12 protein-coding genes are annotated in these 14,540 nt (G+C 44.7%); 8 read left to right on the top strand and 4 right to left on the bottom strand.

Annotated features, from left to right (window positions below; genetic code table 11):
• Positions 1–185 precede the first annotated feature (185 nt).
• The 6 genes from GKR61_RS06435 (at position 186) to menE (ending at position 7,368) form a co-directional block, all read left to right on the top strand.
• Positions 186–1,511, top strand: a complete 1,326-nt coding sequence (locus GKR61_RS06435) for an isochorismate synthase (protein ID WP_270103521.1) — start codon at positions 186–188, stop codon at positions 1,509–1,511.
• Positions 1,512–1,668: 157 nt separating this feature from the next.
• Positions 1,669–3,348 carry a 2-succinyl-5-enolpyruvyl-6-hydroxy-3-cyclohexene-1-carboxylic-acid synthase gene (gene menD, locus GKR61_RS06430; RefSeq protein ID WP_154599420.1) on the top strand — a complete coding sequence of 560 codons (1,680 nt, stop codon included), beginning with the start codon at positions 1,669–1,671 and terminating at the stop codon, positions 3,346–3,348.
• Positions 3,342–4,124, top strand: coding sequence for a 2-succinyl-6-hydroxy-2,4-cyclohexadiene-1-carboxylate synthase (gene menH / locus GKR61_RS06425; protein ID WP_036952772.1), 783 nt, complete (start codon positions 3,342–3,344; stop codon positions 4,122–4,124). The genes menD and menH overlap by 7 nt, the downstream gene beginning before the upstream one ends.
• 12 nt (positions 4,125–4,136) lie before the next feature.
• Positions 4,137–4,994: a 1,4-dihydroxy-2-naphthoyl-CoA synthase gene (gene menB / locus GKR61_RS06420; RefSeq protein WP_154639650.1), complete on the top strand. Its 858-nt coding sequence runs from the start codon at positions 4,137–4,139 to the stop codon at positions 4,992–4,994.
• Positions 4,994–5,965 (top strand): o-succinylbenzoate synthase, encoded by a 972-nt coding sequence (gene menC / locus GKR61_RS06415; RefSeq protein ID WP_154639649.1) that lies wholly within the window; start codon positions 4,994–4,996, stop codon positions 5,963–5,965. The genes menB and menC overlap by 1 nt, the downstream gene beginning before the upstream one ends.
• Entirely contained in the window at positions 5,953–7,368 is a 1,416-nt protein-coding gene (menE, locus tag GKR61_RS06410) for an o-succinylbenzoate--CoA ligase (RefSeq protein ID WP_154639648.1), read from the top strand. Before menC ends, menE begins: the two co-directional genes overlap by 13 nt.
• A gap of 84 nt (positions 7,369–7,452) precedes the next feature.
• On the opposite strand, the gene GKR61_RS06405 is transcribed toward menE, so the two are convergent.
• Entirely contained in the window at positions 7,453–8,892 is a 1,440-nt protein-coding gene (locus GKR61_RS06405) for a catalase (RefSeq protein ID WP_036952784.1), read from the bottom strand.
• A 334-nt stretch (positions 8,893–9,226) separates the two neighbouring features.
• On the opposite strand from GKR61_RS06405, the gene GKR61_RS06400 reads away from it, so the two are divergent.
• Positions 9,227–9,769, top strand: a complete 543-nt coding sequence (locus GKR61_RS06400) for a YfaZ family outer membrane protein (RefSeq protein ID WP_006661376.1) — start codon at positions 9,227–9,229, stop codon at positions 9,767–9,769.
• A 246-nt stretch (positions 9,770–10,015) separates the two neighbouring features.
• Here GKR61_RS06400 and tyrP read toward each other — a convergent pair whose 3' ends face one another.
• A complete protein-coding gene (gene tyrP, locus GKR61_RS06395; RefSeq protein WP_230082430.1) occupies positions 10,016–11,164 on the bottom strand; it encodes a tyrosine transporter TyrP in 1,149 nt (382 codons plus the stop codon).
• 483 nt (positions 11,165–11,647) lie between these two features.
• Between tyrP and GKR61_RS06390 the strand changes: the two genes are divergently transcribed.
• Positions 11,648–12,988, top strand: coding sequence for an anaerobic C4-dicarboxylate transporter (locus tag GKR61_RS06390; RefSeq protein ID WP_006660307.1), 1,341 nt, complete (start codon positions 11,648–11,650; stop codon positions 12,986–12,988).
• A gap of 149 nt (positions 12,989–13,137) precedes the next feature.
• On the opposite strand, the gene yfaE is transcribed toward GKR61_RS06390, so the two are convergent.
• Together yfaE and nrdB are read right to left on the bottom strand one after the other, a co-directional pair.
• Entirely contained in the window at positions 13,138–13,401 is a 264-nt protein-coding gene (gene yfaE, locus GKR61_RS06385; RefSeq protein ID WP_108478594.1) for a class I ribonucleotide reductase maintenance protein YfaE, read from the bottom strand.
• A gap of 2 nt (positions 13,402–13,403) precedes the next feature.
• On the bottom strand, positions 13,404–14,540 hold the full coding sequence (gene nrdB, locus GKR61_RS06380) for a class Ia ribonucleoside-diphosphate reductase subunit beta (RefSeq protein WP_036952796.1): 1,137 nt from the start codon (positions 14,538–14,540) through the stop codon (positions 13,404–13,406).

Genomic DNA, 14,540 nt, shown 5'->3' with positions numbered 1-14,540 from the left:
AACAGTTTGATATGACATGATTTTGAAAATGCCCCCATGTCGTAAGCTTATCATTTTTGATTTCTATCTGACGGTTTTTTAAACATCTTGTGATATTAATAATGAATGTATTAATAAATTACATTGCGATATATAATAATTGTAAGTAAATCGATGTCGTTGTGATGGTGCAGTGGGAATCTAAAGTGACAAAAACAAAAATTGATAAATTATTAGCTGAAATTCTGACCCATTTGTCTACATTAGTACTCAATCCTAACGAATATACCCGCTTAGCGTGGAAGATGGATGCAAAAGAGGCGTTTCCTGGATTAGCGTGGTTATCGTCCCAAGATAGCTACCCTCAATTCTATTGGTATCACCGTACTGGCTCAGAGGAATGTAGTGCGTTAGGCACAGTAAAATCATTTAATGCTATCATGGATGCTGAGCAATTTATCTCCGAGCATACTGAAATCCCTGATATGCGATTATGGGGCCTCAATGGTTGGAATGGTGTGGGCGAAGGTATCAGTGAAACCCTTAAGCGAGAATCCGCATTCTATTTTCTACCTCGATTAGAAATCTTCCGCTTGCGCTCAACGGTGACTGTTGCTCTAAATATTGATGGTGCACAGGATCTCCAAGCCGCTATTGCTTTTGTACAGCAGTTAAATTCGGTATCGAATAGCGTATCCCCATTATCCACTCAAATCATTGGGCAGCAGCATATTCCCGATCATGATGAATGGTGTGCGTTACTCACTGGGGCAATTCACGATATGCGTGCAGGTAAAATGGAGAAAGTGGTGATGGCACGGGAAACCAAATTGTCACTATCTAAGCCCATAACTGCGGCAGAGTTTTTATCTGCTAGCCAAAAAGTGAATCACCATTGCTACCATTTTATGATGGCGTTTAGTGCGCACTCCGGCTTTATGTCATCGACCCCAGAGCGCCTTTACTTGCGCCAAGGCACTCAACTTAATTCTGAAGCACTAGCCGGTACGGTTGCTAACCATGTTGATGATGGGATTGCGGCTGAAAATGCCAAATGGTTAATGGAAGACAGTAAAAACCAGCATGAAAATTTAGTGGTGGTTGATGATATTTGTCAGCAATTACAAGGTGCGGTAACGGGTATTGATGTCTCCCCCGCGAAGGTGATCCGCCTGAGAAAAATCCAACATTTATATCGCTCCATTGCCGCGACCCTATTAGCGCCCTCAGACAGCGATTGTTTGCAACGTTTACAACCGACGGCAGCGGTATGCGGCTTACCCCGTCGCGTTGCTCGTGAATTCCTTGCCGAGCACGAGCCATTTTCTCGTGGTTGGTATGCAGGAACGGGTGGCTTTGTCAGTTTAAATCGCAGTGAATTTGCGGTTTCTCTGCGCTGCGCTCAAATTGATGGTACCCAGATATCCCTCTATTCAGGCGCAGGGATTGTGAGTGGTTCAGATCCTGAACAAGAGTGGGAAGAAATTGAAAACAAAGCGGCTGGGCTGAAATCCTTACTTAAAACGCAATGAAAAACCAAGCACAATGAAAAAATAGCCTAAAAACCCTATAGCTAAAATGGTTATTTCTTTTTTATTTTCAATTAGTTCATGAAAAATTGTTTTGAGATCAAGAAATTTTTCTCAATCCTATTACACTCAGCATCATGAATAAGTTACCGAGCACATTATGTCGAATTCAGCATTTAATCTCCGTTGGGCTGAGGTAATTATTGAGGCGCTAGCCCGTCACGGAATGAAAAATATCTGCATAGCTCCCGGCTCTCGCTCCACGCCGTTAACGTTAGCCGCTGTGAATAATGCAAAACTTCATTGCCATACGCACTTTGATGAGCGCGGATTAGGTCATCTTGCTCTTGGGCTTGCGAAAGCGAGTGGAGAACCTGTTGGCGTGATTGTCACCTCAGGGACGGCAGTCGCTAACCTGTATCCCTCTCTGATAGAAGCTGGATTAACGGGGGAAAAAGTCATTTTCCTCACGGCAGACAGACCGCCAGAATTAATTGACTGCGGTGCCAATCAGGCTATCCGCCAAACCCATATTTTTGCTAGCCATCCGTTCGAAAGTTTAATGCTACCAAGACCCACGCGCGATATTTCAGCGAAGTGGCTGGTTTCTGCGCTAGATAACGGGATGAATCAGCTGCGTCATGGGGCATTCCATGTGAACTGTCCTTTTGCTGAACCGCTGTATGGTGAAACTGAAGGGGAAACCGAGTGGCAAGCCAGTTTAGGTAATTGGTGGCAATCATCTCACCCGTGGCTAAGCGAACCTCTAACCCATACTGTCGCATTAGTGGCTGACTGGTATTTCTGGCGTCAGAAAAAAGGGGTCGTGATCGCAGGGCGTATGAGCAGCAATGATGGCGAGCTTGTTGCAAAATGGGCGGCAGAACTAGGCTGGCCAGTTATCGGTGATGTGCTCTCTCAGACTGGACAACCTTATCCATGTGCTGATTTATGGTTACAACACCCGAACGCTAAAGCCTGGTTAGATGAAGCAGAATTAGTGGTTCAGTTTGGCTCCAGCATAACAGGAAAACGCGCATTACAGTGGCAAAGCCAGTGTCATCCTCAAGAGTATTGGATAATTGATACTATTCCCGGGCGTTTAGATCCTGCCAACCATCAGGGTCGTAAGCTCACTTGCAGCGTAAAAGGGTGGATAGAGCAACATCCTGCTCAACCGCGCGGTGCATGGTGCGAAGGCTTAACGGACTTAACAAATCGTACCTTGCAACATGTTCAAACCCAGCTGCAAAACCAATTTTCTGAAGCTGCGGTAGCGCATCAACTCCCTGAACTTCTCCCGCCTTGCGGACAACTTTTCGTGGGGAATAGCTTAATTGTGCGTTTAATTGATGCACTGGCTCAATTGCCTGCGGGTTACCCGGTATTTAGTAACCGTGGCGCCAGTGGTATCGACGGGTTGATCTCGACGATGGCTGGTGTACAGAGAGCGACAGCAAAACCGACACTCGGTATCGTCGGGGATATATCCGCATTGTATGATTTGAACAGTTTGGCATTGTTGCGCGAACCTTCTGCTCCTAGTGTGTTGATTATTGTGAACAATAATGGCGGGCAAATTTTCTCGATGCTGCCAACCTCCCCAGAAGCTCGCCAAAACTATTATTGCATGCCACAAAATGTAAGCTTTGAAGGTGCGGCGATGATGTTTGGTCTGCAATACTGCGCGCCAACAGATTGGTCGAGCTTAAAAGAGACAGTGCAAGAATTCTGGTTCAAGCAACGCGGTACACTGCTGATTGAGTTAGTGGTTGATGGGGATGAAGGTGCTCGAACACTAAAACAATTACTGCAAGACGTGGAAAGTTTACCGTGCTAGCGGCGCACTATTATCCGAGTCAGGAACAACCTGCCAACGGCAAAAAAACACCGTGGCTAGTTTTCCTTCATGGCTTATTAGGGAGTCACGATGATTGGTCATCGATTGTTGAGGCTTGCCCCAATTATCCGCGCTTAGTGGTCGATTTGCCGGGGCATGGTGATTCACGCAATATCGGCTGCCAAGGTTTTGTTGATTTTGATACGCAACTGACTCAGTTGTTGGCGCGTTACTCTGTTTCGCAATATGTGTTGATTGGCTATTCGCTCGGCGCCCGCTTAGCGATGCACTTTGCCTGCTTTAGCACTCATCAAGGGCTACAAGGGTTGGTGATTGAAGGGGGCAACGTTGGTTTACAGAGTGAACAAGAACGTATTGCGAGAGCTGATAACGACCATCGCTGGGCAGAACGTTTTCGACATCAGCCAATCGAACAGGTTTTGAATGACTGGTATCAACAAGCGGTTTTTGCCGACCTTACATCGGCTCAGCGTGAAAAATTGGTAGCACTCCGAGGTCAAAATAACCCATTGGCCGTTGCCGATATGCTAGAAAATACGTCGCTATCCAAACAACCATTTTTAGCTGAGTCATTAAAGCAATTATCGGTCCCTTACTGTTATTTTTGCGGTGAGAAAGACCAAAAATTTCGAGGCGTTTCGCAACAATATGCATTGCCGTTTACGCTAATTGATAATGCAGGGCATAATGCGCATCGGGAAAATCCCCAACATTATGCAGCTGCACTTCACTATTTTTTATCACACTGTGGTTAAAGGAACTTGATAATGATTTATCCAAGCGAAGAAAAACTGTACGCACCGATTGAGTGGCAAGATTGCTCAGCAGGTTTTGACGATATTCGATATCACAAATCCCCTGAAGGGATTGCTAAAATTACCATTAACCGCCCTGAAGTGCGCAATGCATTCCGTCCGCAAACCGTAAAAGAGATGATCCAAGCATTATCAGACGCGCGTTATGACGACCATATCGGGACTATCATCCTAACGGGTGAAGGTGAAAAAGCGTTCTGTGCTGGTGGTGACCAGAAAATTCGTGGCGACTACGGCGGGTATCGCGATGAAAGCGGTACGCACCATCTGAACGTATTGGATTTCCAACGTCAAATTCGTACCTGTCCAAAACCTGTTGTTGCAATGGTTGCTGGTTTCTCCATCGGTGGCGGTCACGTTTTACATATGATGTGTGACTTAACCATCGCAGCCGATAACGCGATTTTCGGTCAAACGGGTCCTAAAGTTGGCTCGTTTGATGGCGGCTGGGGCGCATCTTATATGGCGCGTATCGTCGGTCAAAAGAAAGCCCGCGAAATTTGGTTCCTGTGCCGTCAGTACAATGCGCAAGAAGCGTTAGACATGGGTCTGGTAAACACCGTTGTACCTTATGCTGGCTTAGAAAAAGAAACAGTACGCTGGTGCCGAGAAATGCTGGAAAACAGCCCAATGGCATTACGTTGCTTGAAAGCGGCACTGAACGCTGACTGTGATGGTCAAGCGGGTCTGCAAGAATTAGCGGGTAACGCAACGATGCTGTTCTATATGACCGATGAAGGTCAAGAAGGGCGTAACGCATTCAACGAAAAGCGTGCGCCAGATTTTTCTAAATATAAGCGTAATCCATAATGAGAAAAGCCAAACTTTACTCGTTCAGCCTGCCGATGGAGGCAGGCGTTATCCTTCGCTATCAACGACTAAAAACCCGTGATGGGCTTTTGGTTTGTTTACAAGATGGGGATAGCGAAGGCTGGGGGGAAATTTCACCTCTGCCAGAATTTAGCCGTGAAACGTTGGAAGAAGCAACAGCCGACACCATCGCATGGCTAAATGAATGGGTGAATGAAGGCACAATGACGCCAAGCCATTTACCTTCAGTTGCCTTTGGCTGTAGCTGTGCATTAGCAGAGCTGACCGGTGAACTTCCACAACAAGCTAATTATCGTAAAGCGCCATTATGCAGCGGTGACCCTGATGACCTAATCCTAAGCCTCGATGCCATGGAAGGGGAAAAAGTCGCCAAAGTGAAAGTGGGGCTTTATGAAGCTGTGCGTGATGGCATGGTGGCAAACTTATTATTGGAAGCGGTGCCTGAGCTAAAACTGCGCTTAGATGCTAACCGCAGCTGGACCCGAGCAAAAGCAGATGGTTTCGCTAAATATGTGAATCCAGATTACCGTGCACGAATTGCGTTCCTTGAAGAGCCATGCAAAACCCGTGAGGAGTCTTTGCAATTTTCTGCGGATACTGGCATCGCCATCGCATGGGATGAAAGTGTGCGCGAAGATGACTTCAAAGTAGAAGCGCGACCGGGTGTGGCGGCTATTATCATTAAACCGACCTTAACGGGCAGCTTGAGTTATTGCCGTAGTTTGGTGGAGCAAGCTCATCAGTTAGGGATGCAGGCTGTGATCAGCTCATCCATCGAAAGCAGCTTTGGTTTAACCCAATTAGCGCGGGTCGCAAATTGGCTAACGCCGAATACCATTCCAGGTTTAGATACGGTTTCACTGATCCAATCTCAATTGGTGAGACCTTGGCCACAATGCCAAATTCCTGTTCAACAGTTAGATGAGCTGACAGTTGTATGGCAGAGTTAGCATCATCGTCTAGCCGCTTTACCGACTGGCCTTGGCAGCATTGGGCCAGTCTTCAACCAAATAACATTGCACTTTTTACGGATACTGATGCGGTAACGTGGGCGGCATTAAATCAGCAGATTGCCGATTTAGTCACTTACTTTGCGATGCAAGGCGTGCAAGAAGGGCAATGTGTCGCTTTGCGCGGTAAAAACTCCGTTGAACTGCTACTCAGTCAATTGGCGTTGCTAGCTTGTGGGGCGAAAGTCTTGCCTATCAATCCTCGCCTTCCTGAACGGTTGTTAGATGAATTACTGCCACATCTTGATATTAGCGCAGTGATTGATTTTACCGATGAACAAAACGCGCTCGCGAATTATCGTCATTTGGACCACCAGCTTTATTATCATTTTATTGAATATGACGATTTTCCTTCGGTAAGCTTTCAGAAAATTGCTGAGCAACCTGCAACGTTAATTTTAACCTCAGGTTCTACGGGGTTACCTAAAGCGGCTGTACACAGTATTTCGGCGCATTTGAACAGTGCGGCTGGCGTGTTGGATGCCATGAATTATCAGCAAGAGGATTGCTGGCTACTTTCATTGCCATTATTTCACGTTTCAGGGCAAGGAATTGTATGGCGTTGGTTACTGAGCGGTGCAAAACTCGCCATTCGTTCTACACCATTGCCCGAAGCATTACAGGGTGTCACCCATGCATCATTAGTGCCGACTCAACTATGGCGGTTACTGAATGACGAGATGCCGTTAAATCTTTCGTTAAAAGAAGTCTTGTTGGGGGGGGCTATGATCCCAACCAGTTTAACGGAGCTAGCCGAGCAACGTGGTATTGTATGTTGGAGTGGTTATGGGATGACAGAAATGGCGTCAACCGTGTGTGCCAAACGTACAGATGGTAAGAAAGGTGTAGGGCTTCCATTAGCGGGTAAACAAGTACGGCTGGTGGATGATGAAATTCAAATTCAGTCGGACAGCCAATCTTTAGGGTATTGGTTTGATGGGCAATTACATCCTTTAAATTTAGTGGATGGATGGTTTAAAACCAATGACAAAGGTGCCTTTATTGAGGGTGAATATCAGGTTTTAGGTCGTTTGGATAATCTATTCATTAGTGGCGGGGAGTGTGTGCAGCCTGAAGATATTGAAGCGGTGATCAATGCTCATCCTGGTGTGCACCAAAGCTTTACTGTTCCTGTTGATGATGTGCAATTTGGACAGCGCCCAGTGGCAGTGATTGACGCTGATGAATCAATGAATTTGAACATGTTGGCGGATTGGCTAAAAGATAAATTAGCCCCGTATCAATTCCCCATGGCGTTTTATCGCCTAGAACCTGAATTGAAAGCGGGGGGGATTAAAGTCTCTCGCCAGCAGGTGAAGCGATGGGTGTTAACACAAAGATAGTGATGAACTAAACGCAGAATGAATTAAGGAATAGATAAAAGCGCTAGAAAGTTCTAGCGCTTGGTCATAACAGGAAATGCTTGTTTATTTCAGCGCATTCAACGCTTTTTCAACACCAGCACCGTATTCTGGGTGCACTTTCTTAAACAACTCGATTTGACGTTTTTGTGTCTCTTCTGACGCTTCAATCAACTCACCCGCTAAACGTTGGAACATACGTTGATGTTCGGCATCGTCCAGCAATTCATACAGTGCACGAGGTTGGCTGAAGTAATCTTCATCTTCACGGTGATTCCAGTGATCAGCCGCACCTTCGATGGATAATGGTGGTTCGCTATAGTCCGGTTGTTCTTGGAACATACCTGCGCTGTTTGGCTCATAAGTCACGGTATTGCTGCTATTACCATCAATGCGCATTGCACCATCACGATGATAATTGTGGAATGGGCAGCGTGGGGCATTCACCGGAATTTGATAGTGGTTAATACCTAAACGGTAACGCTGAGTATCCCCATAAGAGAATAAGCGACCTTGCAGCATTTTGTCTGGAGAGAATCCAATGCCCGGAACGATATTCGCTGGGCTAAATGCCGCTTGTTCCACATCCGAGAAATAGTTATCTGGGTTGCGGTTCAGTTCAAAATAGCCCACATCAATCAATGGATAATCTTTGTGTGGCCACACTTTGGTTAGATCAAATGGGTTATAAGGGACGGTTGACGCCTCTTTTTCTGGCATGATCTGAATCTGTAAGTTCCAGCGAGGGTATTCTTTACGTTGGATAGCATCGAACAGGTCACGTTGAGAGCTTTCACGATCTTTACCAATCAGCGCTTCTGCTTCGTCATCCATAAGGTTTTCGATACCTTGCTGGCTACGGAAGTGGAATTTCACCCAAAAACGTTCGTTATTCGCATTGATAAAGCTATAGGTATGGCTACCAAAACCGTGCATAAAGCGATAACTTTTTGGTAAGCCGCGGTCGCTGACATCAATGGTTAATTGATGAAGCGCTTCAGGTAAGTGGGAGAAGAAATCCCATTTATAGGCAGCGCTACGCATATTGGTGTAAGGGCAGCGTTTAACAACGTGGTTTAAGTCAGGGAATTTCAGCGGGTCACGCAGATAGAATACAGGGGTGTTGTTACCCACCATATCCCAGTTGCCTTCTTCGGTATAAAACTTCATGGCGAAACCACGGATATCGCGCTCGGCATCAGCTGCACCACGTTCACCGGCTACGGTGGAGAAGCGAACAAATAAATCAGTTTTCTTGCCAATTTCACTGAATAATTTTGCGCGGGTATAGCGGGTAATGTCATGGGTGACAGTGAAAGTACCGAATGCCCCTGAACCTTTAGCGTGCATACGGCGCTCTGGGATCACTTCACGATCGAAGTGGGCGAGCTTTTCCAAAAACCAAACATCTTGCAACAGCATCGGGCCACGTTTACCCGCAGTCATCACGTTATTGTTATCCACAACAGGTGCGCCTGAAGCGGTAGTTAAACCTCTTTTTTTCATCACAATACTCCCAAGCTATTAGATTTATAGACTACACAAAAGTAACTAACTGGATGAATATTTGTAGAATATCACTTCATCTCTATAATAAACTTGATGAACAGTATAATAAGCAAAGAATTAATTATCTAATCGCTCTGACCAATCACTGTAATCATAGTAAGAAGTTTAGTCAGAAAATGAAGAATTGATTGAAGTAAACCACTGATGAATTTCACTTATTGTGCGTTAAACGGTGTTCTAACGTAAATTTAAGCAAAAAAGACTGAGTACGTGCACTAAATCACGTAACATCGTCACGATACTTTAATTTTTAATAATAAAGGAAATGATAATGCGCAAAGTTCTTTTAGCTGTTGCAGCGACCTCTGCATTTTATATGGGTGCTGCCCAAGCAATTTCTGCTGATTTCAGCGCGGGTGAACATTTTACAGAATTAAGTGCTGGTTTAGGAACTCAAGGTTCAGGTTTAGCATTTAATGGCTCTTGGGCTCGTAGCGATCATAATGGCGAGTTAGGTAGCTTAGGCGCAACTTTCGGTCTGCCATTAGGACCATTTAATGCCTATGTAGGTGGTAAAGCATTGTATTTATCTCCTGAAGATGGTTCTAACGGTGCAGCGGCAGCATTAGGCGGCGGCTTAAGTTGGCAAGCACTGCCATCATTAAGTTTCTACGGTGAAGCGTATGGCGCACCAGAATCACTGACTTCAGGCAGCAAATCCTACATGGAAGCGAAAGCAGGTGCGCGCTATACCGTGTTTAAACCGCTGTCGGTTGATGCGGGTTATCGTCTGATTGAGATGAAAGGCGCGCATGATGATCGTAATGAGAAGTTGGCAGACGGATGGTATGTGGGCGCCGGCCTATCCTTCTAATATTCTCGTCATATTTTGATTTGTGGCGTTGTTGGCTGCACTCGGATACTCGGGTCACATACTCATGTATGCTCCCCAAGATATCCTCGTTTGCCGCCTAGCCACAATTCAAACTATTTAGAGAATAATGCTAGTGCTCATTATGAGTTGAAAAATGGCAGTGATAGTTTTTCAAAAAAAACATCAAAAAATGCCAAGAAAAACACCCCAAATTGGGGTGTTTTTTTATGAATGAAACTCTAGGGATTAACCAACGTTTGGTAGGAAGCCGGCCACGATGGCGAATTGGATGGCGATGACTGCGATACCGCACAGCAGAACTAAAGTGAGGATTGGTGTGCCGCCTTTGACGCGGTAAATGCCATTCGCTTCTAACTTGCGTACGCGCATGGTTAACAGTGCCGGTATGATTAATGCTAGGACTGATAATGCGACAGCGGCGTAAGTTAATGCTTGAACAAAACTACTGAAGAACAACGCTGCGAGTAACGGGGGTACGAAGGTCAGCAGCGTGGTTTGTGCACGACCAATAAAATCATTACTACGCTTAAATAAGTCTGCAAGGTAATCAAACAAACCTAAAGCCACACCTAAGAAGGAAGTCGCTAACGCTAAATCCATAAACAGGGCAACTGCCATATTCACTCGAGGGGTGGCAACCACATCACGGATTGCGGTTAATAATCCATTTAAACCTGAAGACTGGGCAAGGATCCCCATAAATGTATTGGATGGGATAGCGCCGAGAGTTGCGATTTGCCATAAAATGTAGGCAACCAGAGGAATTGCACTCCCTGTAATGAAAATGATACGCAGCTTGCGTACATCACCATTCATGTAATTGACTAAACTAGGTACGCTTCCGTGGAACCCAAAAGAGGTAAAAATCACGGGAACAGCAGCGAGTATAAGGCCTTTTTCCAGCGGCATTGTGCTTAGGTTAACCGCCTCGGCATGAGGCATCATAACGGCCAGCATAATCACTAAGAAAATCGTCTTAGCGGTGAAAAGAATACGGTTAATAAAATCAACAGAGTGTGTACCCACACAGACCACAGCACCGCCAACAATGGTGAACATAATAATGGCTGTTTGAGTCGAAACCGTAATCCCCCACCAAGAAGATAGGCTATCAGAGATAAGCACTCCAGCCCCGCCAATATAGGCAGTTGTCAGAGCATACATCAGTAATAACATACTCAAACCAGTGACAATTTGACCGACAGGACCGAGGTACTTTTTCGCAACACTACCGAGCCCCATATTGGCAGGATTATGTTGATATACCTCGACTAGTAGTAATGAGGTATAACTCATTAGCATCCATAAACCAATCAACAAACATACTATTCCAGTGAAGCCAACACCTGCTGCCGCTAGCGGCATTGCTAGCATTCCTGCGCCAATTGTTGTTCCTGCCACGATCAAAATACTGCCAAGGGTACGATTCTTCACAAATTCCTCTGATTGAATTCGGGTTATTAATAATTTAAGCAGATTATGCGATTGCGATTACTCTGTCAAATCTGAATTACAGTGTGTGTAAATAAATATTAACAGTCTAAATAAGTCAAAAATTCTATTAATGTATGGGCAAGTAACAACTTGCTCGCTAAGGGTGAATTTTTGTTAAGAATGAAAATAAGAAGTGAAACTTGATGAGGGTTAAATGTTAAAAAATGGGGTTTATAAGATTGATTTTACTCATTATATTATTTAACTGAGTATTATGGCAGCAACTAAAGGGGAATTTTGTGATGGGACCAAAATATTAGGAATGAAAATAAAACAATATTGTTTTTTAAATTAATATAAATCAAATTAATACGTTAAGACCATCTGGATAATAAGGGAAACCTATAAATAAAGGATGGACCTATGGACTTTATGATTCAACTTGCCATTATTCTTGTCTGCTTGTTCTACGGAGCAAGAAAAGGGGGTATGGCGCTCGGGCTGCTAGGCGGTGTTGGCCTAGTTATACTTGTCTTTGGTTTTGGTTTGCCTCCAGGAAAACCGCCTGTAGACGTTATGCTTGTTATCATTGCTGTTGTTGCAGCATCAGCAACCTTACAAGCATCAGGCGGTTTGGACGTTATGCTACAAATCGCAGAACGTTTACTGCGTAAAAATCCAAAATACATCTCTATTGTTGCACCTTTCGTTACCTGTATTTTAACCATTTTGTGTGGTACCGGGCATGTGGTATATACCATTTTGCCAATCATTTACGATGCAGCGATCAAGAATAATATTCGTCCTGAAAGACCAATGGCGGCGAGTAGTATCGGGGCGCAAATGGGGATTATTGCCAGCCCTGTTTCCGTGGCAGTTGTTTCTTTAGTCGCAATGTTAAATGGCGTGTCCATCAACGGTAAATCATTAGAATTTTTAGATTTACTGGCAATCACTATCCCATCAACCTTAATCGGTATCTTAGCGATAGGTATCTTTAGCTGGTTCCGCGGTAAAGATCTGGATAAAGACCCGGTATTCCAAGAATTTATCTCAGTGCCTGAAAACCATGACTATGTTTATGGTGATAGCGTTACGCTGTTAGATAAAAAATTGCCAAAAATTAACTGGGTAGCAATGTGGATTTTCTTAGCATCCATCGTGGTGGTGGCATTACTGGGTGCATTTTCTGAGCTCAGACCATTAATTAACGGTAAGCCGTTATCGATGGTGCTAGTGATCCAGATGTTTATGTTATTAGCGGGTGCGCTGATCATTATCATCTGTAAAACCAATCCAGGACAGATTTCTAAAAACGAAGTGTTCCGGTCGGGGATGATTGCTATCGTGGCGGTATATGGTATCGCGTGGATGGCAGAAACCATGTTCGGTGCCCATATGGATGAAATCAAAGGCACTTTAGGTTCATTAGTCAAAGATTTCCCTTGGGCGTATGCGGTGATTTTGCTGTTGGTATCCAAGTTTGTTAACTCACAAGCAGCGGCATTAGCGGCAGTAGTGCCAATCGCTCTGGGTATTGGTGTTGACCCTGCATATATTATTGCTTCTGCACCAGCGTGTTACGGTTACTATATCCTGCCAACTTATCCAAGTGACCTTGCGGCGATTCAGTTTGACCGTTCTGGTACTACACGTATTGGTAAGTTTGTTATCAACCACAGCTTTATCTTGCCTGGTCTAATTGGGGTGGGTGTATCCTGTGTGTTTGGTTGGATTTTTGCTGCAATGTACGGTTATCTATAAAAATACCCGTCATACTTCAAATTGCAGGGGGTTAGCTGCTTACCGGTAACTCGCATTATTTTAGGTATGATTTTATAAGCAAAAAGCGATTGCTCGAGTCATCAAAGCAATCGCTTTTTATTGTTAGATATGCAGTATTACTAGCGCGGCTACTCGATTTCAATATCGGATAGCGGGTGACAACAGCAGGGCAGAATTTCACCCTCTTGAACAAAAGCGAGCGGTTTACGTTTGTATCCAACCTTTCCCTTTAATAATGTTACGCGGCATGAGCCACAGTAGCCTTCTCGACATTGGTACTCGACAGGCACTCGGCTATCTTCAAGGGCATCCAATAAACTGGTGTGAACATCCGTGTGGTAGGGAACTTGCACACCCTGCGTAAGACGCAGGGTGATTTTATGACTTGCCATAATTACAGTTCGAAATCACTCAAATCATCGGTGTTAACTTCAGCGTCAATCTGACCGACTAAATAAGAGCTGACTTCGACTTCTTGTGGCGCCACTTGAACGTTGTCAGACACTAACCATGCGTTGATCCATGGAATAGGGTTAGAACGCGCTTCAAATGGTAATTTCAGGCCAACTGCTTGCATACGAATGTTGGTAATATATTCCACATATTGGCACAGAATATCTTTGTTCAGACCAATCATCGAGCCTTCGCTGAACAGATATTCAGCCCACTCTTTTTCTTGTTCTGCCGCATCCACAAACAGGCGATAGCATTCATCTTCACACTCAGCGGCAATCTCTGCCATTTCAGGATCGTCTTGACCTGAGCGTAACAGGTTCAGCATATGCTGAGTTCCCGTTAAGTGCAGCGCTTCATCTCGAGCAATCAGCTTGATGATTTTTGCGTTACCTTCCATCAATTCGCGCTCAGCAAAGGCGAAAGAGCACGCGAAGCTGACGTAGAAACGAATTGCTTCAAGGGCGTTAACGCTCATTAAGCATAAATAAAGTTGCTTTTTCAGTGCTCGCAGTGAAACAGTGACTTGTTTACCACCCAGCGTATGGGTCCCTTCACCAAACATATGGTAATAGTTGGTCATTTCGATCAGCGTGTCGTAGTACTCAGAAATATCTTTTGCACGCTTGAGAATTTCTTCATTTTCAACGATATCATCGAAGATAATCGCCGGGTCATTCACGATATTACGAATAATATGTGTGTATGAACGTGAGTGAATTGTTTCTGAGAATGACCAAGTCTCAACCCAAGTTTCTAATTCTGGGATTGAAATCAGTGGCAAAAATGCCACGTTAGGGCTGCGACCCTGAATAGAGTCGAGCAGCGTTTGGTATTTCAGGTTACTGATAAAAATGTGTTTTTCATGATCAGGCAGCGCATTATAGTCAATACGGTCGCGCGCCACGTCAACTTCTTCTGGGCGCCAGAAGAATGAGAGTTGCTTTTCAATCAGTTTTTCAAAAATAGGATATTTTTGCTGATCAAAACGGGCAACGTTCACAGGCTGGCCGAAAAACATCGGCTCCAGCAGCTGGTTATTTTTTTTCTGAGAAAAAATCGTGTATGAATGTGACAT

The organism is Providencia sp. wls1916 (assembly GCF_009706585.1).
GTDB lineage: Bacteria > Pseudomonadota > Gammaproteobacteria > Enterobacterales > Enterobacteriaceae > Providencia > Providencia lanzhouensis.
The sequence above is the reverse complement of the archived record's forward strand: the minus strand, read 5'-3'. Positions and strand labels throughout refer to the sequence as shown.